Genomic DNA, 18,819 nt, shown 5'->3' on the forward strand with positions numbered 1-18,819 from the left:
TCCCGGAGCGTTGATCCGGGCAGTATGCCCTGATTCGGATTCAGCCTCGTTTAGAGTTTGTGACAATTGTTGAGCAAGGGTTTCCGGCAATTGGGCTATGCCTCAGAGGGTGATTTGCTTTCTGGAGCTCTACCTCATGCGCACAGGGATGTTTGCGCTCGCGCTCGGGCTGTTGTGCCTGGGCTTTCTCCCCGTACTGCCATCGGTCGGATGGTTGATCGCGCTGGCTGCCTGCGCTGTCGCCAGCCTGTTCACCCGCGTGTGGCCGTTGGGTTGTTTTCTGCTGGGTTTGTGTTGGGCTTGCGGGTCTGCTCAGCTGGCCCTTGATGATCGCCTGGCTGCCGGCCTGGATGGCCGCACCTTGTGGCTGGAAGGGCGGGTGGTCGGCTTGCCGGCCCGAACGGCACAAGGCGTGCGCTTCGAGCTGGACGCTGCACGCTCGCGGCGGGCCGAGCTGCCGCAGCGCCTGCAACTGAGCTGGTTCGGTGGGCCGCCTCTGCGGGCGGGCGAGCAGTGGCGGCTGGCCGTGACCTTGCAGCGCCCGGCCGGGCTGTTGAACCCGCATGGGCCGGACCGCGAGGCGCAACTGCTGGCGCGGCGGGTGGGTGCCACGGGCACGGTCAAGGCAGGGCAGCTGCTGGCGCCAGTAACCGGTGGTTGGCGCGATGCGCTGCGTCAGCGCTTGCTCGCAGTCGAGGCCAATGGCCGAAGGGCGGCGTTGGTGGCGCTGGTGCTGGGCGATGGGGCGGGCCTGGCCCGGGAGGACTGGCAGACGTTGCAGGCCACTGGCACGGTGCACCTGCTGGTGATTTCTGGCCAGCACATCGGCCTGGTGGCCGGTTTGCTGTATGGCCTGGTCGCCGGGCTGGCGCGTTGGGGGCTGTGGCCTGTACGGCTGCCGTGGCTGCCTTGGGCGTGTGGCCTGGCCATGGCCGCTGCGCTGGCGTACGGTTGGCTGGCCGGTGCGGGCGTGCCAGTGCAGCGCGCCTGCCTGATGCTGGCCGTGGTGTTGCTCTGGCGTCTGCGTTTTCGCCACCTCGGTGCACTGTTGCCGCTGTTGCTGGCGCTGGTCGTGGTGTTGCTGGTCGAACCGCTGGCGGCATTGTTGCCGGGGTTCTGGCTGTCGTTTTCCGCAGTCGCCACGCTTCTCTATTGCTTCAGTGCCCGGCTAGGGGGCTGGCGGCCCTGGCGAGCCTGGACGCGGGCGCAATGGGTAATCGCCATCGGTTTGCTGCCAGTGTTGTTGGCCACTGGCCTGCCGGTGAGCTTGAGTGCGCCGTTGGCCAATCTGGTAGCGGTGCCGTGGATCAGCCTGGCGGTGTTGCCGTTGGCGCTGCTGGGCACGGTACTGCTGCCATTGCCCGGGGTAGGGGAGGCGTTTTTATGGCTGGCGGGCGGGCTGCTGGACCTGTTGTTCCGGGGGTTGGCGTTGGTGGCGCAACAGCGCCCGGCCTGGATGCCGCCAGCATTGCCAGTGTGGGCCTGGTTGCTGGTTTGCCTGGGGGCGCTGTTGCTGCTGCTGCCTCGGGGCGTGCCGTTGCGTGGGTTGGGGGGCGTGATGCTGTTGGCCCTGTGGGTGCCGAGGGAGCCGGTGCCGCTTGGGCAGGTCGAAGTCTGGCAACTGGACGTCGGCCAAGGGCTGGCAGTGCTGTTGCGCACCCGCCATCACAACCTGCTTTACGATGCCGGGCCGGCCAAGGGTGACAGTGACCTGGGCGAACGGGTGGTGCTGCCGACCCTGCGCAAGCTGGGCGTGGCGGCCCTTGACGTGATGCTGGTCAGCCACGCCCATGCTGATCATGCGGGCGGTGCTGCCGCTATCCAGCGAGGTCTGCCGGTGCGGCGGATTATCGGTGGGGAAGCGCTGGGCGATGTTCCGTTGCAACCTTGTGTCAGCGGCGAGCGATGGGACTGGGATGGCGTGCGGTTTTCGCTATGGCGTTGGGCCGACGCACAGAGCAGCAATGACCGCTCTTGTGTGCTGATGGTCGAGGCACAGGGCGAGCGATTGCTGCTGGCGGGGGATATGGAGGCTGGGGCCGAACGGGCCTGGCTGGCGGCCACAGAGGCGCCGGGAATCGACTGGTTGCAGTCGCCGCACCATGGCAGCCGCAGCTCGTCCAGCGAGGCTTTCATCCGTGCCACGGCGCCGCGCGGGGTGCTGATTTCGCGTGGGCGCAACAACAGCTTTGGGCACCCGCATGTGCAGGTGCTCGAGCGCTATCGGCGGTATGGGGTGGCGATACATGATACGGCGGTGGAGGGAGCGTTGCGGTTGGTGGTGGGGCGGCAGGGGGAGGTTGAAGGTGTTCGGGGGCAGCGGCGGTTTTGGCGGGCTCAACTGGACTAGGGGGGCCAGGTCTACGCCGATACATGTTCAGCGCCTGTCAGCCCCAACCCCAATTCCCTGACCTCCGGCAGATGAGCCCTCGCCGCGCCTATGGTAGAGTGGCGGCCTTTTTCCGAAGGGGCGTTTACTGTGTGGGAATTGGTCAAGTCCGGTGGTTGGATGATGCTGCCGATCATTCTGAGTTCCATCGCTGCCATGGCTATCGTCGTCGAGCGCCTGTGGACCCTGCGCGCCAGTCGCGTCACCCCGCCGCACCTGCTGGGCCAGGTGTGGATGTGGATCAAGGACAAGCAACTGACCAGTGACAAGCTCAAGGCCCTGCGTGCCGATTCGCCGCTGGGCGAAATCCTTGCCGCAGGCCTGGCCAACTCGCGCCATGGCCGCGAAATCATGAAAGAGTGCATCGAGGAAGCCGCCTCGCGCGTCATCCACGAGCTGGAGCGCTACATCAGCACCCTCGGCACCATTGCCGCCATGGCCCCGCTGCTGGGCCTGCTGGGCACTGTGCTGGGCATGATCGACATCTTCAGTGCCTTCATGGGCTCGCAGATGACCGCCAACGCCGCCGTACTGGCCGGGGGGATCTCCAAGGCCCTGGTGACCACCGCAGCAGGCCTGATGGTCGGTATCCCGGCCGTATTCTTCCACCGTTTCCTGCTGCGCCGCATCGATGAGCTGGTGGTGGGCATGGAGCAGGAAGCGATCAAGCTGGTGGAAGTGATCCAGGGCGACCGCGAAGTGGAAGTGGCCGGAGGCAAGGCGTGAAGTTCCGGCGCAATCGCCAGCGGGAGAACGTCGACATCAACCTGGCGTCGCTGATCGACGTGGTGTTCGTCCTGCTGCTGTTCTTCGTGGTAACTACCACCTTCACCCGTGAGACCCAGCTGCGTGTCGAGCTGCCCGAGGCCGCCAGCGCCGAGCAGGCGCCTGCCGACCAGGGCAAGCTGGTGGAAATCACCATCAGTGCCGAAGGCGTGTATTCGGTGAACAACCACTTGTTGCCCAAGAGCGACCTGGCCACCTTGAGCGAAGCCATCGAGCGTGAGTCGGGCGGCGACAACAAGCTGCCGCTGGCCATCAGCGCCGACGGCAAGACTCCGCATCAGGCTGTGGTCACTGCAATGGATGCCGCCGGCAAGCTCGGTTTCAGCCAGTTGCGCATGACCACCGTCGAGGCGGCTCAGGGCACGCCTTGATGGCTTTCGCCGACCGTTTGCTCGCCGCCTGGTACAATGGGCACCCTGCGCTGGCCGTGCTGCGCCCGCTGGAGGCGCTGTACCGCCGCGTGGTCACACGTAAACGGGCGCGTTTTCTCAGCGGTGAAAGTGCCAGCTACCGGGCGCCGGTGCCGGTCATCGTGGTGGGCAACATCACCGTCGGTGGCACCGGCAAGACGCCGATGATTCTCTGGCTGATCGAACACTGCCGCCAGCAGGGGCTGAAGGTGGGTGTGGTCAGCCGTGGCTACGGCGCCAAGCCGCCGCAGTTGCCTTGGCGCGTGCAGGCCGATCAAGCTGCCGGGCAGGCCGGTGATGAGCCGCTGCTGATCGTGCAGCGCACTGGCGTGCCGCTGATGATCGACCCCGACCGCTCCCGTGCCGTGCAGGCGCTGTTGGCCAGTGAACCACTCGACCTGATCCTGTGCGACGACGGCATGCAGCACTACCGCCTTGCCCGTGATCTGGAACTGGTACTGATTGATGCCGCACGGGGCCTGGGCAATCGCCGTTGCCTGCCGGCCGGCCCCTTGCGCGAGCCCGCAGAACGCCTGAACGACGCCGACGCAGTGCTGTTCAATGGTGCCAGCACAGACCGCGCCGAGGGTTTTGGCTTTTGCCTGCAACCGTCTGCGCTGGTCAATCTGCGCAGTGGCGAACGCCGGGCGCTTGATCACTTCCCCGCCGGCCAGCGTCTGCACGCGGTAGCCGGTATCGGTAACCCGCAACGTTTCTTCAATACCCTGCTGGGGCTAAACTGGCAGCCGGTGCCGCACTCCTTTGCCGACCATGCGCAGTTCAGCGCCCAGAGCCTGGCGTTCAGCCCTCCGCTGCCGTTGGTCATGACCGAGAAGGATGCGGTGAAATGCCGGGCCTTCGCCGCTGACGACTGGTGGTACCTGGCCGTCGAGGCGCAGCCCACACCGGCGTTCAGCGCCTGGTTCGACAGCCAGCTGCAGCGCCTGCTGCGCAAGCCCTGAGCCCGTTTTCAATTTCCGGCCACCTGGCCTAAAGGAAGCCTCCAATGGACACCAAACTGCTCGATATCCTGGCCTGCCCGATCACCAAGGGCCCGCTCAAGCTCAGCGCCGACAAGACCGAGCTGATCAGCAAGGGCGCCGGCCTGGCCTACCCGATCCGCGACGGCATCCCGGTCATGCTGGAAAGCGAGGCGCGCACCCTGACCGACGACGAGCGTCTGGACAAATGAGCCTGGACTTCACGGTAGTGATTCCCGCCCGGCTGCGCTCCACGCGCCTGCCGGGCAAGCCGCTGCTGGCGATTGCCGGCAAGCCGATGGTGCAGCATGTGTGGGAGCAGGCGCGTAAAAGCGCTGCCAGCCGCGTGGTCATCGCCACCGACGACACCAGCATCCTGGAAGCGTGCCAGGCCTTCGGTGCCGAAGTGCTGATGACCCGCGCCGACCACGAGTCGGGCACCGATCGCCTGGCCGAAGTGGCCGCTCAGTTGGGCCTGCCGGCTAACGCCATCGTGGTCAACGTGCAGGGCGACGAGCCACTGATTCCGCCGGTCATCATTGACCAGGTGGCCGCCAACCTGGCGGCGCATCCTGAGGCTGGCATCGCCACCCTGGCCGAGCCGATCCATGAGCCGGAAACCGTGTTCAACCCCAACGCGGTCAAGGTGGTCAGTGACAAGAACGGCCTGGCCCTGACCTTCAGCCGTGCACCGCTGCCCTGGGCTCGCGATGCCTTTGCCAAGGACCGCAGTGTGCTGGCGCAGGGCGTGCCGTATCGCCGCCATATTGGCATGTACGCCTACCGCGTCGGCTTCCTTCAGGACTTCGTTGGCTGGGGGCCATGCTGGCTCGAACAGACCGAAGCGCTGGAGCAGCTGCGTGCCCTGTGGCATGGCGTGCGCATTCATGTCGAGGACGCCATCGAGGCGCCCGCCGTGGGTGTGGATACCCCTGAAGACCTGGAGCGCGTACGGCGCTTGCTGGAGGCCTGATGCGCGTTTTGTTCGTGTGCCTGGGCAACATTTGCCGTTCGCCCACTGCCGAAGGCGTGCTGCGCCACCAATTGCAGGCCGCCGGACTGGCCGACAAGGTGCAGGTGGCGTCTGCCGGCACGGGTGACTGGCATGTGGGCAAGGCGCCTGACAGCCGTACCAGCAAGGCGGCGCTGGCGCGTGGTTACGACCTTTCGCAGCAGCGTGCCCAGCAGGTCAAGGCGGCGCACTTCGCCGAATATGACCTGGTCCTGGCGATGGACGAGAGCAACCTGCGCGACCTGCGCGCCCTGCGCCCGCACAACGCAGTGGGCGAGCTTGACTTGTTCCTGCGCCGCTATGGTGCTGCGCTGGATGAAGTGCCAGACCCGTATTACGGCGGCGCAGACGGCTTCGAGCAGGTGCTGGACCTGGTCGAGTCGGCGTGCCAGGCGCTGGTGCTGGAAATCAAGGGGCGGCTATGACAGTGCAGTGGCAGGAGCAGGTATCGCTCAAGCCGTACAACACCTTCGGCATCGACGTGAAAGCCCGCTATTTCAGCCAGGCGCAGGATGACCAGCAGGTACGTCAGGCGCTGAGCCAGGCGCATCAGCAGGGCCTGCCGGTACTGGTGATCGGCGGCGGCAGCAACCTGCTGCTGACCCGTGACATCGATGCGCTGGTGCTGCACATGGCCAGCCGTGGTCGCCGTGTGCTCAGCGACGATGGCGAACATATCGTGGTCGAGGCCGAGGCGGGTGAGCCATGGCACCCGTTCGTGCAGTGGACGCTGGCGCAGGGCTATTGCGGGCTGGAAAACCTCAGCCTGATCCCTGGCACCGTGGGCGCCGCGCCGATGCAGAACGTGGGCGCCTATGGGGTAGAGATCAAGGACGTGTTTGCCGGCCTGACGGCGCTGGACCGCGAGACAGGTGAGCTGCGTGAGTTTGGTTTGGCGGACTGTGCTTTCGGTTATCGCGACAGCGTGTTCAAGCGCAACCCTGGCCGCTGGTTGATCTTGCGTGTGCGCTTCGCCTTGAGCCATACCCTGCAGGCCCGCCTCGATTACGGCCCGGTGCGCCAGCGGCTGACGGAGCAGGGCGCGACCGAGCCGACTGCCCAGGCGATCAGTGATGCCATTTGCAGCATTCGCCGCGAGAAGCTGCCAGACCCTGCGCAGCTGGGTAATGCCGGGAGCTTCTTCAAAAACCCGGTGGTGTCGGCCGCACAGGTCGAGCGTATTCGTGCGCATTACCCTGGCGTCGTGGCTTATCCTCAGGCCGAAGGCCAGGTGAAGCTGGCGGCGGGCTGGTTGATCGAGCAGGCGGGCTGGAAGGGGCATCGCGAGGGTGACGCCGGTGTTCACCGCTTGCAGTCGCTGGTGCTGGTCAACTACGGCCAGGCGAGTGGGGCGCAGATGCATGCGCTGGCGCAACGCATTCAGGCCGATATTCTGGAGCGGTTCGGGGTTGAGCTGGAGATGGAGCCTAACCTCTATTGATGCATTGCCAGTGCTGGCCCTTTCGCGGCTAAAGCCGCGCCCACAGGAGTTGCGCATGCCTTGAGGTAAGCACTGAACCTGTGGGAGCGTCTTTAGCCACGAAGAGGCCGCTAGAGGCAAAACACAAGGCCAATAAAAAGCCCCGCCAGTTCGCACTGGCGGGGCTTTTTCATTCAGCTTTGGCTATCAACCGTGATGAGGCTTGTGCTCATCGGCGGCTTCCAGGGCTGGCTCCTCGGAGGCAGCAGCAGCTTCCTGTGCAGCTTTGGCGGCAGCCTCGGCCTCACGCTTGCGGCGGCGCACTTCACGCGGGTCGTTCGGCGCACGGCCGTTGGCCAGCATGACAGTAGCAGGCTCTACCGCTACCGGGGCTTCGACCGGTGCCGGCTCGACCGCCACAGGTGCAGGCTCGGCCACAACTTCTGGCTGGGCTTCAACAACCGCTGCAGGCTGCTCGACAACCGGAGCGGCTTCGACCACGGCCGGGGCCTGTTCGATTTCACCGGCTTCGACCACCTGGGCCTCCACTGGCGCCTCGGCAACCACAACCGGCTCGGCGGCAGGTGCTTCCTCAACGGCTGGCTGCGGGGCGACTTCGACCACTGGCGCGGCAGTGACTTCGGCCACGACCACCGGCTCGCTGACAGGCTGCTCGACCACTGGGGCCACGGCGGCTTCCTCGGCCTTGGCGACCGCTTCGGCCTGCTCCACTTTTTCAGCCTGTTCAACCGGCTGGGTGGCTTTGCTGTTGTCGGTCTCTGCAACGACGGCAACTTCAGCGGTAGCACGCTCGGCCTGCTGGTTGGCCTGGGCCTCGGCGTCGGCACTGATGTTGCTGCTGGCGACAGCGGCAGTTACTGCCAGGCCAGCGGCCAGTTCGGCACCCAGCTCGGTGGCCTGGTGCTGTTGTGGCTGCTCTTCGCTGCTTTCTTCTTCGCCGTCGATCAGCTCGCCATTGGCGTTGCGCTGACGCTCGCGACGGTTGCTGCGACGACGCTGGCCACGGGAGCGGCGGCGCGGGCGCTCGCCATCGGTGCCTTCCTGCTCGTCTTGCAGCAGCTCTTCGTTCGGCAGTTGCTCTTCGGCCAGTTCGGCAGCCTGTTCAGCTGCTTCTTCGGCTACCCGTGGTTGACGCTCTTCGCGTGGTGGGCGTGGAGCACGCTCTTCGCGTGGGGCGCGTTCTTCACGAGGAGCGCGTTCTTCGCGTGGGGCACGCTCTTCACGCGGAGCACGTTCTTCGCGTGGGGCGCGCTCTTCACGCGGAGCACGTTCTTCACGTGGTGCGCGTTCTTCACGAGGAGCGCGTTCTTCACGAGCTACACGTTCTTCGCGTGGCTGACGCTCTTCACGTTCGGCTGGCGGGGTGGCATCCAGCGGCTCGCGCAGTTCGCGCACGCGCTCTTCGCCACGGTTGTTACGGCGGTCTTCGCGCGGCTGGCGTGGTGCACGTTCTTCACGCGGTGCACGCTCTTCGCGTGGGGCGCGTTCTTCACGTGGCGCACGCTCTTCGCGCGGAGCGCGTTCCTCGCGCGGTTGGCGTTCTTCGCGTGGCGCGCGCTCGGCACGCTCTTCACGCGGCTTGCGCTCTTCGTCACGGCGGCCGTTGCGGTTGCGGCTTTGCTGGCGGCCGTTGCGGCGCTCTTCGTTGCGCGGGCTGCGTTCGGCAGCCGGTTTTTCGGCGGCGGTAGTCACGACCGGTGCGGCAGCAGGCTCGTCCTTGCCGGCGAACAGGCTGACCAGCGACTTCACCAGGCCCTTGAACAGGCTTGGCTCCGGAGCGCTCGGGGCAGGGGCGACCTGTGCGGCAGGCTGCTGCTCTTCAGCGGCGGCGGGTACTGGCGCATTGGCGCGGGCCGGAGCGGTCTTCACCGCGGCCTCCTGGCGTACCAGGGTGCGGGTGGCGGTCGGCTGCGGCGCTTCTTCGGCCTCGGAGGCGGCGATTTCGTAGCTGGACTGGTTGTTCAGCACTTCCGGGTTGTCGTCGCGCAGGCGCTGGACTTCGAAGTGCGGGGTTTCCAGGTGGTCGTTCGGCAGGATGATGATGCGCGCACGGGTGCGCAGTTCGATCTTGGTGATCGAGTTGCGCTTCTCGTTGAGCAGGAACGCGGCTACCGGAATCGGGACCTGAGCACGGACTTCGGCGGTACGGTCCTTCAGGGCTTCTTCTTCGATCAGGCGCAGGATGGCCAGCGACAGCGACTCGACGTCACGGATGATGCCGGTGCCTGAGCAGCGCGGGCAGACGATGCCGCTGCTCTCGCCCAGCGACGGGCGCAGGCGCTGACGGGACATTTCCAGCAGGCCGAAGCGCGAAATGCGGCCAACCTGTACGCGGGCGCGGTCGGCTTCCAGGCATTCGCGAACGCGCTCTTCCACTGCGCGCTGGTTCTTCGCCGGGGTCATGTCGATGAAGTCGATGACGATCAGGCCGCCGATGTCACGCAGGCGCAGCTGGCGGGCGATTTCTTCGGCCGCTTCCAGGTTGGTCTGCAGGGCGGTTTCTTCGATGTCGCTGCCTTTGGTGGCGCGCGCCGAGTTGATGTCGATGGACACCAGGGCTTCGGTCGGGTCGATCACGATCGAGCCACCGGACGGCAGGTCGACTACGCGCTGGAAGGCGGTTTCGATCTGGCTTTCGATCTGGAAGCGGTTGAACAGCGGCACGCTGTCTTCGTACAGCTTCACTTTGCTGGCGTACTGCGGCATCACCTGGCGGATGAAGGTCAGGGCTTCTTCCTGGGCGTCGATGCTGTCGATCAGCACTTCACCGATGTCCTGGCGCAGGTAGTCGCGGATGGCGCGGATGATGACGTTGCTTTCCTGGTAGATCAGGAACGGCGCGGCGCGGTCCAGGGACGCTTCCTTGATGGCGGTCCACAGTTGCAGCAGGTAGTCGAGGTCCCACTGCATCTCTTCGCTGCTGCGGCCGAGGCCGGCAGTGCGCACGATCAGGCCCATGTCGCCCGGCACGGTCAGGCCGTTCAGGGCTTCGCGCAGTTCGTTACGCTCTTCGCCTTCGATGCGGCGGGAGATGCCACCGGCACGCGGGTTGTTGGGCATCAGTACCAGGTAGCGGCCGGCCAGGCTGATGAAGGTGGTGAGGGCGGCGCCTTTGTTGCCGCGCTCTTCCTTCTCGACCTGGACGATGACTTCCTGGCCTTCGCTGAGCACTTCCTTGATGTTGACGCGGCCTTCGGGGGCCTTCTTGAAGTATTCGCGGGAGATTTCTTTCAGCGGCAGGAAGCCGTGACGTTCGGAACCGAAGTCGACGAAGGCGGCTTCGAGGCTGGGTTCGATGCGGGTGATCTTGCCTTTGTAGATGTTGGCCTTTTTCTGCTCGCGCGCACCGGACTCGATGTCCAGGTCGTAGAGACGTTGGCCGTCCACCAGGGCTACACGCAACTCTTCGGGTTGAGTCGCGTTAATCAGCATTCTTTTCATGTTGTACCGTCGGTTTCCGGGCTGCCGGAAACGGCGTTCGGCACACACGACGTCTCATGGTCGGTGCCAAGGTGCGCAAAGGGTGGCCGGGCCACCCCCGTGTCGAGCGACGTTCGGCACCAGCCGGTTGCCCAGCCTGCCGTTGTCGCGACGACGCGTCCTGTTTGCTGCGGTGCCAACAAGGCCCCGGTGGCTTCGAATAGGAATCCGAATCAACCAAGCGGGCCTTGTGCACTCAGTCAGGAGGAGGAATCAACCGTCAGCCGTGGACGCCCGGGGGCATCTGTTCAGGACCTTATCCGCTCGCCAGCCGTCAGTGGGCTGGTGGCCGGACGCGGTGCTACACGGTCCGAGGGCTGTGCATCTCCACCCTGCACGTATCCCTGATAATTCGGGTGCTGCCGCGCGCTGAATCCGCAACGGGTTGCATTTTTCGCCACTGCAGGTACTGCACTGGCGCCATTCATGTCCAAGGCAGGTATTTCCGAAGCATTCGCCGTGCGTTGCGTGGAAGCGACGGGGCGGGCAGAGGTGCAGCGAAAAGAATCGGGTAAGCAGGTGAAACACCGCACTTGTCGTTTTTTTTCGGTCTTCTCTACACAGCGCTGGTGGCGATTCCAGGCAATTCGGTAAACTGGCGAAAACCCCGTAGGACGGCCTCGCGTCCTGGAGAATTGCGTTGGTCAGGGCCGGCAAAGAGCCTGGTGCCGCTGGCCTGCCGCTTTTGGCGGCGTTCGCGACTATAGCAGCAATGATTAAGTGCTTCAATTCCATAAAAAATTGTTATGATCCCGCCATGACGACCAATACCCCTCCGACTTCCGGCGTTCAGCTGATCGAAGTCGCGCCGGAGCTTGCCGGCCAACGCATCGACAATTTCCTCATCACGGCCCTCAAGGGCGTGCCCAAAACCTTGGTGTACCGCATCCTGCGCAAGGGTGAAGTGCGGGTGAACAAGGGGCGTGTCAAGCCGGAGTACAAGATCCAGGCTGGCGACATCGTGCGGGTGCCGCCCGTCCGCCTGCCGGAGCGCGACGAGCCCGCGCCGGTGGCCCAGGGCCTGCTGCAGCGCCTGGAGGCCGCCATTGTCTACGAAGACAAGGCGCTGATCGTGATGAACAAGCCGGCTGGTATTGCCGTGCACGGCGGCAGCGGCCTGAGCTTTGGCGTGATCGAGGCGCTGCGCCAACTGCGGCCGGACGCCAAGGAACTGGAGCTGGTGCATCGCCTGGACCGCGACACCTCCGGCCTGCTGATGATCGCCAAGAAGCGCAGCATGCTGCGCCACCTGCATGCCGCGCTGCGCGGCGACGGTGTCGACAAGCGTTACATGGCGCTGGTGCGCGGCCACTGGCCCACCTCGAAGAAGCAGGTCAATGCGCCCTTGCTCAAGAGCAACCTGCGCTCCGGCGAGCGCATGGTCGAAGTGAACGAGGAGGGCAAGGAAGCGCTGACCCTGTTCCGCGTGCTGCGCCGCTTTGGCGAGTTCGCCACCATTGTCGAGGCGCGTCCGATCACTGGGCGTACCCACCAGATCCGCGTGCACACCTTGCATGCCGGGCACATGATTGCCGGCGACAGCAAGTACGGTGACGAAGACTTCAGTCGCGAAATCCGCGAGCTGGGTGGCAAGCGCCTGTTCCTGCACGCCTACGCGCTGACCGTGCCGCTGCCGGACGGTGGTGAGCTCAAGCTTGAAGCGCCCGTGGATGAAGTGTGGGCGAAAACCGTTGAGCGTCTGAGTGCGTCCTGATCTATGAAAAAAGGCTATGAGCTACTGATCTTCGACTGGGACGGCACACTGGCCGATTCCATCGGGCGCATCGTCGAGGCCATGAACGCCGCTGCCGATCGTGCCGGTGAGGCGCAAAGCAGTGACGAGGCGGTCAAGGGCATCATCGGCCTGGCCCTGGGCGAGGCCATTCATACCCTGTACCCGCACCTGGCACCTGCGCAGGTCGAAACCTTCCGTCAGCACTATGCCGATATCTACATGGCGCTGGACCAGCAGCCTTCGCCGTTGTTCGATGGCGTTGTCGAGTCGCTGGACGCCTTCCGTGCCGAGGGTTACCGCCTGGCGGTGGCTACCGGCAAGGCGCGTCGCGGCCTGGATCGGGTGCTCAAGGCCAATGGTTGGGAGGCGTTCTTCGATATCACCCGCGCCGCCGACGAAACCCGTGGCAAGCCGCATCCTTTGATGCTTGAGGAAATCCTCGGCCATTGCGGCGTCGAACCCGGGCGTGCGCTGATGGTCGGAGATTCGGCGTTCGACCTGCAGATGGCCAGCAATGCCGGTATGCATTCGGTGGCGGTGGGCTATGGTGCCATGTCGCTGCAGGCGCTGGCCGAATTCGGCCCGCAGGTGTGCATCAACCACTTTTCCCAGCTGCGCGAGTGGCTGGCTGGTTCCGCAATTCCACTTCCAAGGTAGGTAAGCATGGCAGATGAATGGAAAGCCCCCGAGGCCGAGCCCGAGGAGCGTGAAGAGCGCAAAAGCTGGAAGCTGCTGGAGAAGACCCTGCTGGCCAGCGTGCAGGAGCAGCGTCGGTCGCGGCGCTGGGGCATCTTCTTCAAGCTGCTGACCTTCGTCTACCTGTTCGGCATCCTGGCGTTGTTCACGCCGCTGATGGACATGGACAAGGCCGCGTCGCGCAGTGCCAGTCATACCGCGCTGGTCGAGGTGCGCGGGGTGATTGCCGATCAGGAGGCCGCCAGCGCCGACAATATCGTCAAGAGCCTGCGCGAGGCGTTCAAGGACAGCAAGACCAAGGCTGTGGTGATGCGCATCAACAGCCCGGGTGGCAGCCCGGTGCAGGCGGGTTATGTGTATGACGAAATCCGCCGTTTGCGGGCCGAATACCCGGCCATCAAGCTGTATGCGGTCATTGCGGACCTTGGTGCTTCCGGTGCCTATTACATCGCCAGTGCGGCGGACGAAATCTATGCCGATAAAGCCAGCCTGGTCGGCTCCATTGGTGTGACGGCGGCCGGCTATGGTTTTGTCGGCACCATGGAGAAGCTCGGCGTGGAGCGGCGTTCTTACACGTCGGGTGAGCACAAGGCGTTTCTCGACCCGTTCTCACCGGAAAAGCCTGATGAAACCCGGTTCTGGCAGGGTGTGCTGGACACCACGCACAACCAGTTCATTGCCATGGTCAAGCAGGGCCGTGGCGAGCGCCTGAAGGACAAAGAGCATCCAGAGTTGTTCAGTGGCCTGATCTGGTCGGGTGAACAGGCCAAGGCGCTGGGGTTGGTGGACGGGCTGGGCAGTGCCAGTTATGTGGCACGTGAGGTCGTTGGTGAGAAAGAGTTGGTGGACTTCACCGTTCAGGAGTCGCCGTTCGACCGCTTCTCCAAGCGTGTAGGGGCTAGCGTGGCCGAGCACCTGGCGATGTGGATGGGGTTCCAGGGGCCACAGTTGCGCTGAAGGTTCGTCGCGCGGTCTGCGGCGCCTGATTAATCGAGCGCCGCCCGCGCGGCGCTCGATCTGTCGGGCGCAACAAATCTCCAGGCGGGCTAAGGGATATCCACGCCTTCCTTTGTCAGCATGTCCACCAGTCTAATCAACGGCAGCCCGATCAGGCTGGTTGCATCGCACCCATGCGTGCTCTGGAACAGGCTCACCCCCAATCCCTCAGCCTTGAAGCTTCCTGCGCAATTCAGTGGCTGTTCCGCCGTCACATAGCGCTCCACCCGCTCCCTGCTCAATTCGCGCAGCGTCACCGTAAACGGCACGCAGTCCACCTGGCAGTGCCCGGTCGCAGTATTGAGCAGTGCCAGCCCGGTCAGAAAACTCACCTGCTGCCCGCTGCACTCCAGCAGTTGCTCGCAGGCCCGCTCGAACGTGTGGGGTTTGCCCAGCACCTGTTCGCCCAATACTGCAACCTGGTCCGAGCCGATGATCAGGTGTCCGGGGTGGCTTCCCGCCAAGGCTTCGGCCTTTTGCCTGGCCAGCCGGCGCACCAGGTCCACGGCGGGTTCATCAGCCAGGCGCTGCTCGTCTATATCGGGGCTTGCCCAGGTGAAGGGCAGGCGCAGGCGTGCGAGCAGTTCGCGGCGATAGGCAGAGCTGGAAGCCAGTAGCAAAGGAAGCATGGTAGACTCCTGAATCAGTTGAACAAATTCTATCACGCACGATGCCGCCTAATTTCCTTTGACAGGGGCGGGGGGCATCCCTATTATGCTGCGCCTATGTTGAATGACCCGATTCCACCTCACGTTGACCCGCGCAAATTAGCCGATCGTGGCGTAACCCTTAACGGTTCGCTGCAACTCGCTGATTTGGAAAGACTCTGCGACCCGCTTTCCGACAATGTCGGTACGGTGCAGGCGAAGTTCGATTTTGAACGAGATGAACAGCACGTCGTGGTTATCCACAGCGAGCTGGACGTCGAAGTCAAGATGGTTTGCCAGCGTTGTCTTGAGCTGGTCACCCTGCCGATTCACAGCGAATGTACTTACGCCGTGGTGAAGGAGGGTGCGAATACCCAGTCGTTGCCGAAAGGCTATGACGTGCTGGAACTGGGCGAAGATCCTTTGGATCTGCAGGCATTGATCGAGGAGGAGCTTCTGCTCGCCTTGCCAATCGTGCCTGCTCATCATCCGGAAGAATGCCAGCAGCCGGCGGGCGCAGACGAGCCCGAATCGAGCAAGGACGAGGTATCGCGGTCCAACCCGTTCAGTGTTTTGGCGCAGTTAAAGCGTGACCCAAACGTTTAGGAGTTAATCAATTATGGCTGTTCAGCAGAACAAAAAATCCCGCTCTGCCCGTGACATGCGCCGTTCGCACGACGCCCTGTCGGAAAACGCGCTGTCGGTAGAGAAAACCACCGGTGAAGTTCACCTGCGCCACCACGTTTCGCCAGAAGGCGTATACCGTGGTCGCAAAGTGGTCGACAAGGGCGCTGACGAGTAATCCTTGTCCGCTCAGATCATCGCGATCGACGCAATGGGCGGGGACTTCGGTCCCCGCAGCATTGTCCAGGCTAGCATTGCCTGCCTTTCTGCTACTCCCTCGCTGCACCTGACCCTCGTCGGTCAACCCTCACTCCTGGAAGATCTTGTCAGCGGCCTTGCGGCTGCGGATCGCGCGCGTCTGCAGATTGTCGCCGCCAGTGAGGTGGTCGGCATGGATGAGCGGCCCTCCCAGGCATTGCGGGGCAAGCCGGATTCGTCGATGCGCATCGCCCTGGAACTGGTGCGTGACGGCAAGGCCCAGGCCTGCGTCAGTGCCGGCAATACCGGCGCGCTGATGGCGCTGTCCCGTTTCGTGCTCAAGACCTTGCCGGGTATCGACCGGCCCGCCATGGTGGCCGCAATTCCGACTCAGGCGGGTTACTGCCAGTTGCTCGACCTGGGTGCCAATGTCGATTGCAGTGCCGAAAACCTCTACCAGTTTGCCGTGATGGGCTCGGTGGCTGCTCAGGCCCTGGGTGTGCATCGTCCACGGGTGGCGCTGCTGAACATCGGCACCGAGGACATCAAGGGCAATCAGCAGGTCAAGCTGGCTGCCAGCCTGTTGCAGAATGCCCGTGGGCTTAACTACGTGGGTTTTGTCGAAGGTGACGGGCTGTATCGTGGTGAGGCCGATGTGGTGGTGTGCGATGGGTTCGTCGGCAATATCCTGCTCAAGTCCAGCGAGGGGCTGGCGACGATGATCGCTGCGCGCATCGAGCAGTTGTTCAAGGGCGGCGTGTTGTCGCGGGCGGCCGGGGCGGTGGCCATGCCGCTGCTCAAGCGTCTGCAGGCCGACCTGGCGCCGGCGCGGCACAATGGTGCCAGTTTTCTGGGGTTGCAGGGCATTGTCATCAAGAGCCATGGCTCGGCGGGCGTGCAGGGCTTCCAGAGTGCTATCCAGCGGGCGCTGATCGAGATACAGGAGAACCTGCCGCAGCGCTTGCATGGGCGCCTCGAAGACCTGTTGCCTTAGGCATTTTGCCCATGAAGTGCTTAAATGTGACCGCTTGGTCTGTGTATCCATCCAAGTTTTCAGATTCCGCGCCTGGCCCAGGGCCTGGCGCACCCTATCCGACGACAAGATCATAAGGGCTTGTTCAATGTCTGCATCTCTCGCATTCGTCTTTCCCGGTCAAGGTTCCCAGTCGCTGGGCATGCTCGCCGAGCTCGGCGCCGAGAAGCCAGTGATCATCGAAACCTTCAAGGAAGCGTCCGAAGCCCTGGGTTACGACCTGTGGAAGCTGGTCCAGGAAGGCCCTGAAGAGCAACTCAACCAGACCGACAAGACCCAGCCGGCCATCCTCACCGCGTCCATCGCGCTGTGGCGCCTGTGGCTGGAAGAGGGCGGCGCGCAGCCAGCCTTCGTTTCCGGCCACAGCCTGGGCGAATACAGTGCCCTGGTCGCTGCGGGCAGCATCACCCTGAAAGACGCTGTTCGCCTGGTCGAGCGCCGCGGTCAGCTGATGCAGGAGGCCGTACCGGCGGGTCATGGTGCCATGGCTGCCATCCTCGGCCTGGACGACGCTGTGGTCGTTGAAATCTGCGCCGAAGCCGCTGAAGACCAAGTGGTCAGCGCCGTCAACTTCAACTCGCCAGGCCAGGTGGTCATCGCTGGCAATAAAGCTGCCGTGGATCGCGCCATGGAGCTGTGCAAGGCCAAGGGCGCCAAACGCGCCCTGCCGTTGGCGGTCAGCGTGCCGTCGCACTGTGCCCTGATGAAGCCGGCGGCCGAGCGCTTTGCCGAGTCGGTCAACGCCATCGAGTGGAAGGCCCCGCAAATTCCAGTGGTGCAGAACGTCACGGCTGCTGTTGCCGCCGACCTCGATGCACTCAAGCACGACCTGCTGGCGCAACTGTACCTGCCTGTGCGTTGGGTGGAGTGTGTGCAGACCCTGGCTGCCAGCGGTGCGGTCAACCTGGTCGAGTGTGGCCCGGGCAAGGTCCTGGCTGGCCTGAACAAGCGTTGCGCCGATGGCGTGACCACTTACAACCTCAACACCCCTGATGCCGTTGCCGCCACCCGCGCGGCACTGGCCTGATTTGGAGAAGCTTGCATGAGCCTGCAAGGTAAAGTTGCACTGGTCACCGGCGCCAGCCGTGGCATTGGCCAGGCCATCGCCCTCGAGCTGGGCCGCCAGGGCGCGACCGTGATCGGCACCGCCACTTCGGCGTCCGGCGCCGAGCGCATCGCTGCCACCCTGAAAGAGCACGGCATCACCGGTACCGGCATGGAGCTGAACGTGACCAGCGCCGAGTCCGTTGAAGCGGTACTGGCCGCCATCGGCGAGCAGTTCGGCGCACCGGCCATTTTGGTCAACAACGCCGGCATCACCCGCGACAACCTGATGCTGCGCATGAAAGACGACGAGTGGTTCGACGTGATCGACACCAACCTGAACAGCCTCTACCGTCTGTCCAAGGGCGTGCTGCGTGGCATGACCAAGGCACGTTGGGGTCGTATCATCAGCATCGGCTCGGTCGTGGGTGCCATGGGTAACGCCGGTCAGGCCAACTATGCGGCCGCCAAGGCTGGCCTGGAAGGCTTCAGTCGCGCCCTGGCGCGTGAAGTGGGCTCGCGTGGCATCACCGTCAACTCGGTGACCCCGGGCTTCATCGACACCGACATGACCCGCGAGCTGCCAGAAGCGCAGCGCGAAGCCCTGCAGACCCAGATTCCGCTGGGCCGCCTGGGCCAGGCCGACGAAATCGCCAAGGTGGTTTCGTTCCTGGCATCCGACGGCGCTGGCTACGTGACCGGCGCTACCGTGCCGGTCAACGGCGGGATGTACATGTAACACTGCAACTCAATGTGACGGATTTCGTAAAAAAAGAGTCATACTGCGAGCCTAAAATCCGTTATAAAGCTGCAACCAGATTCCAGGCAGCGGGTGGGGTGACTGGCGTGAAAGCGCGTTTCGCTTGAAAAGCGAACGTCTTTCTATAAAATTAGCCACCGGCCAGCTGCCTGACATATATCCATTAGGAGTAAACCTAGGTATGAGCAACATCGAAGAACGCGTCAAGAAAATCGTCGCCGAGCAACTGGGCGTCAAGGAAGAAGAAGTGACTCTCGAGAAGTCCTTCGTTGATGACCTGGGTGCCGATTCGCTTGACACCGTTGAGCTGGTGATGGCTCTGGAAGAGGAATTCGAGACCGAAATCCCTGACGAAGAAGCCGAGAAGATCACTACCGTTAAAGCTGCCGTAGACTACGTCATTGCCCACCAAGGCTAAGACGCTTTAGTCGACGCTTCTTGTCGGGGAAAACCGCACTGCCTTCGCCGGCGTGCGGTTTTTTCTTTGCGAGCACGCCGCGTTCTGGCGGGGCTGCTTTGTTCACCGCGCACCGAGAGCCTGTTGTCATTTCATTCCATCGTATGAATGCAATGCCAAGAGACTCTGTT

General features: G+C 63.8%; 19 protein-coding genes. 17 read left to right on the plus strand and 2 right to left on the minus strand.

Annotated features, from left to right (window positions below; all coding sequences use genetic code 11):
- The first annotated feature begins 136 nt into the window (after positions 1 to 136).
- From FHW75_RS12230 to murB, 8 genes are all read left to right on the plus strand, one after another.
- On the plus strand, positions 137 to 2,350 hold the full coding sequence (locus FHW75_RS12230) for a DNA internalization-related competence protein ComEC/Rec2 (RefSeq protein WP_183673717.1): 2,214 nt from the start codon (positions 137 to 139) through the stop codon (positions 2,348 to 2,350).
- Between the two features lie 129 nt (positions 2,351 to 2,479).
- On the plus strand, positions 2,480 to 3,115 hold the full coding sequence (locus tag FHW75_RS12235) for a MotA/TolQ/ExbB proton channel family protein (RefSeq protein ID WP_016391244.1): 636 nt from the start codon (positions 2,480 to 2,482) through the stop codon (positions 3,113 to 3,115).
- Positions 3,112 to 3,546: a biopolymer transporter ExbD gene (locus tag FHW75_RS12240; protein ID WP_012271149.1), complete on the plus strand. Its 435-nt coding sequence runs from the start codon at positions 3,112 to 3,114 to the stop codon at positions 3,544 to 3,546. The genes FHW75_RS12235 and FHW75_RS12240 overlap by 4 nt, the downstream gene beginning before the upstream one ends.
- Positions 3,546 to 4,547, plus strand: a complete 1,002-nt coding sequence (gene lpxK / locus FHW75_RS12245; RefSeq protein WP_019098600.1) for a tetraacyldisaccharide 4'-kinase — start codon at positions 3,546 to 3,548, stop codon at positions 4,545 to 4,547. The genes FHW75_RS12240 and lpxK overlap by 1 nt, the downstream gene beginning before the upstream one ends.
- Positions 4,548 to 4,591: 44 nt before the next feature.
- Positions 4,592 to 4,777, plus strand: a complete 186-nt coding sequence (locus tag FHW75_RS12250; RefSeq protein WP_003247142.1) for a Trm112 family protein — start codon at positions 4,592 to 4,594, stop codon at positions 4,775 to 4,777.
- A complete protein-coding gene (gene kdsB / locus FHW75_RS12255) occupies positions 4,774 to 5,538 on the plus strand; it encodes a 3-deoxy-manno-octulosonate cytidylyltransferase (protein WP_019098599.1) in 765 nt (254 codons plus the stop codon). Before FHW75_RS12250 ends, kdsB begins: the two co-directional genes overlap by 4 nt.
- Entirely contained in the window at positions 5,538 to 6,002 is a 465-nt protein-coding gene (locus FHW75_RS12260) for a low molecular weight protein-tyrosine-phosphatase (RefSeq protein ID WP_016715130.1), read from the plus strand. The genes kdsB and FHW75_RS12260 overlap by 1 nt, the downstream gene beginning before the upstream one ends.
- On the plus strand, positions 5,999 to 7,018 hold the full coding sequence (murB, locus tag FHW75_RS12265; protein ID WP_019098598.1) for a UDP-N-acetylmuramate dehydrogenase: 1,020 nt from the start codon (positions 5,999 to 6,001) through the stop codon (positions 7,016 to 7,018). The genes FHW75_RS12260 and murB overlap by 4 nt, the downstream gene beginning before the upstream one ends.
- A 186-nt stretch (positions 7,019 to 7,204) precedes the next feature.
- On the opposite strand, the gene rne is transcribed toward murB, so the two are convergent.
- Positions 7,205 to 10,459 (minus strand): ribonuclease E, encoded by a 3,255-nt coding sequence (gene rne / locus FHW75_RS12270; protein ID WP_183673719.1) that lies wholly within the window; start codon positions 10,457 to 10,459, stop codon positions 7,205 to 7,207.
- Between the two features lie 796 nt (positions 10,460 to 11,255).
- Between rne and rluC the strand changes: the two genes are divergently transcribed.
- The 3 genes from rluC to FHW75_RS12285 are packed head-to-tail and all read left to right on the plus strand — an operon-like array spanning position 11,256 to position 13,886.
- The gene (gene rluC, locus FHW75_RS12275) at positions 11,256 to 12,212 is read left to right on the plus strand and encodes a 23S rRNA pseudouridine(955/2504/2580) synthase RluC (RefSeq protein ID WP_025754829.1); all 957 of its coding nucleotides are present in this window, start codon (positions 11,256 to 11,258) and stop codon (positions 12,210 to 12,212) included.
- 3 nt (positions 12,213 to 12,215) lie between these two features.
- A complete protein-coding gene (locus tag FHW75_RS12280; RefSeq protein ID WP_016715134.1) occupies positions 12,216 to 12,890 on the plus strand; it encodes an HAD family hydrolase in 675 nt (224 codons plus the stop codon).
- A 6-nt stretch (positions 12,891 to 12,896) separates the two neighbouring features.
- The gene (locus FHW75_RS12285) at positions 12,897 to 13,886 is read left to right on the plus strand and encodes a S49 family peptidase (protein ID WP_016715135.1); all 990 of its coding nucleotides are present in this window, start codon (positions 12,897 to 12,899) and stop codon (positions 13,884 to 13,886) included.
- Between the two features lie 89 nt (positions 13,887 to 13,975).
- Here FHW75_RS12285 and FHW75_RS12290 read toward each other — a convergent pair whose 3' ends face one another.
- Positions 13,976 to 14,554, minus strand: a complete 579-nt coding sequence (locus tag FHW75_RS12290) for a nucleoside triphosphate pyrophosphatase (RefSeq protein WP_183673721.1) — start codon at positions 14,552 to 14,554, stop codon at positions 13,976 to 13,978.
- Positions 14,555 to 14,650: 96 nt separating this feature from the next.
- Between FHW75_RS12290 and FHW75_RS12295 the strand changes: the two genes are divergently transcribed.
- The 6 genes from FHW75_RS12295 (at position 14,651) to acpP (ending at position 18,649) form a co-directional block, all read left to right on the plus strand.
- The gene (locus FHW75_RS12295) at positions 14,651 to 15,178 is read left to right on the plus strand and encodes a YceD family protein (RefSeq protein WP_012313431.1); all 528 of its coding nucleotides are present in this window, start codon (positions 14,651 to 14,653) and stop codon (positions 15,176 to 15,178) included.
- A gap of 13 nt (positions 15,179 to 15,191) precedes the next feature.
- A complete protein-coding gene (gene rpmF, locus FHW75_RS12300; RefSeq protein ID WP_003247154.1) occupies positions 15,192 to 15,374 on the plus strand; it encodes a 50S ribosomal protein L32 in 183 nt (60 codons plus the stop codon).
- Between the two features lie 3 nt (positions 15,375 to 15,377).
- Complete coding sequence (gene plsX / locus FHW75_RS12305; RefSeq protein ID WP_016715138.1) at positions 15,378 to 16,388, plus strand: phosphate acyltransferase PlsX; 1,011 nt, start codon at positions 15,378 to 15,380, stop codon at positions 16,386 to 16,388.
- Positions 16,389 to 16,515: 127 nt separating this feature from the next.
- A complete protein-coding gene (fabD, locus tag FHW75_RS12310) occupies positions 16,516 to 17,454 on the plus strand; it encodes an ACP S-malonyltransferase (protein WP_025754825.1) in 939 nt (312 codons plus the stop codon).
- 15 nt (positions 17,455 to 17,469) lie between these two features.
- The gene (gene fabG, locus FHW75_RS12315) at positions 17,470 to 18,210 is read left to right on the plus strand and encodes a 3-oxoacyl-ACP reductase FabG (RefSeq protein WP_016715140.1); all 741 of its coding nucleotides are present in this window, start codon (positions 17,470 to 17,472) and stop codon (positions 18,208 to 18,210) included.
- 202 nt (positions 18,211 to 18,412) lie between these two features.
- Positions 18,413 to 18,649, plus strand: coding sequence for an acyl carrier protein (acpP, locus tag FHW75_RS12320; RefSeq protein WP_025754824.1), 237 nt, complete (start codon positions 18,413 to 18,415; stop codon positions 18,647 to 18,649).
- The last annotated feature ends 170 nt before the right edge of the window (positions 18,650 to 18,819 follow it).

Source organism: Pseudomonas sp. OG7, assembly GCF_014192825.1.
Taxonomy (GTDB): Bacteria; Pseudomonadota; Gammaproteobacteria; order Pseudomonadales; family Pseudomonadaceae; genus Aquipseudomonas; species Aquipseudomonas monteilii.

What these genes read in the sequence shown, in the direction of transcription:
- FHW75_RS12230 (WP_183673717.1), top strand. Translation starts at nt 137, where the DNA reads ATGCGCACAGGGATGTTTGCGCTCGCGCTCGGGCTGTTGTGCCTGGGC.
- lpxK (WP_019098600.1), top strand. Translation starts at nt 3,546, where the DNA reads ATGGCTTTCGCCGACCGTTTGCTCGCCGCCTGGTACAATGGGCACCCT.
- FHW75_RS12250 (WP_003247142.1), top strand. Translation starts at nt 4,592, where the DNA reads ATGGACACCAAACTGCTCGATATCCTGGCCTGCCCGATCACCAAGGGC.
- kdsB (WP_019098599.1), top strand. Translation starts at nt 4,774, where the DNA reads ATGAGCCTGGACTTCACGGTAGTGATTCCCGCCCGGCTGCGCTCCACG.
- FHW75_RS12260 (WP_016715130.1), top strand. Translation starts at nt 5,538, where the DNA reads ATGCGCGTTTTGTTCGTGTGCCTGGGCAACATTTGCCGTTCGCCCACT.
- murB (WP_019098598.1), top strand. Translation starts at nt 5,999, where the DNA reads ATGACAGTGCAGTGGCAGGAGCAGGTATCGCTCAAGCCGTACAACACC.
- rne (WP_183673719.1), bottom strand. Translation starts at nt 10,459, where the DNA reads ATGAAAAGAATGCTGATTAACGCGACTCAACCCGAAGAGTTGCGTGTA.
- rluC (WP_025754829.1), top strand. Translation starts at nt 11,256, where the DNA reads ATGACGACCAATACCCCTCCGACTTCCGGCGTTCAGCTGATCGAAGTC.
- FHW75_RS12280 (WP_016715134.1), top strand. Translation starts at nt 12,216, where the DNA reads ATGAAAAAAGGCTATGAGCTACTGATCTTCGACTGGGACGGCACACTG.
- FHW75_RS12285 (WP_016715135.1), top strand. Translation starts at nt 12,897, where the DNA reads ATGGCAGATGAATGGAAAGCCCCCGAGGCCGAGCCCGAGGAGCGTGAA.
- FHW75_RS12290 (WP_183673721.1), bottom strand. Translation starts at nt 14,554, where the DNA reads ATGCTTCCTTTGCTACTGGCTTCCAGCTCTGCCTATCGCCGCGAACTG.
- FHW75_RS12295 (WP_012313431.1), top strand. Translation starts at nt 14,651, where the DNA reads ATGTTGAATGACCCGATTCCACCTCACGTTGACCCGCGCAAATTAGCC.
- rpmF (WP_003247154.1), top strand. Translation starts at nt 15,192, where the DNA reads ATGGCTGTTCAGCAGAACAAAAAATCCCGCTCTGCCCGTGACATGCGC.
- fabD (WP_025754825.1), top strand. Translation starts at nt 16,516, where the DNA reads ATGTCTGCATCTCTCGCATTCGTCTTTCCCGGTCAAGGTTCCCAGTCG.
- fabG (WP_016715140.1), top strand. Translation starts at nt 17,470, where the DNA reads ATGAGCCTGCAAGGTAAAGTTGCACTGGTCACCGGCGCCAGCCGTGGC.
- acpP (WP_025754824.1), top strand. Translation starts at nt 18,413, where the DNA reads ATGAGCAACATCGAAGAACGCGTCAAGAAAATCGTCGCCGAGCAACTG.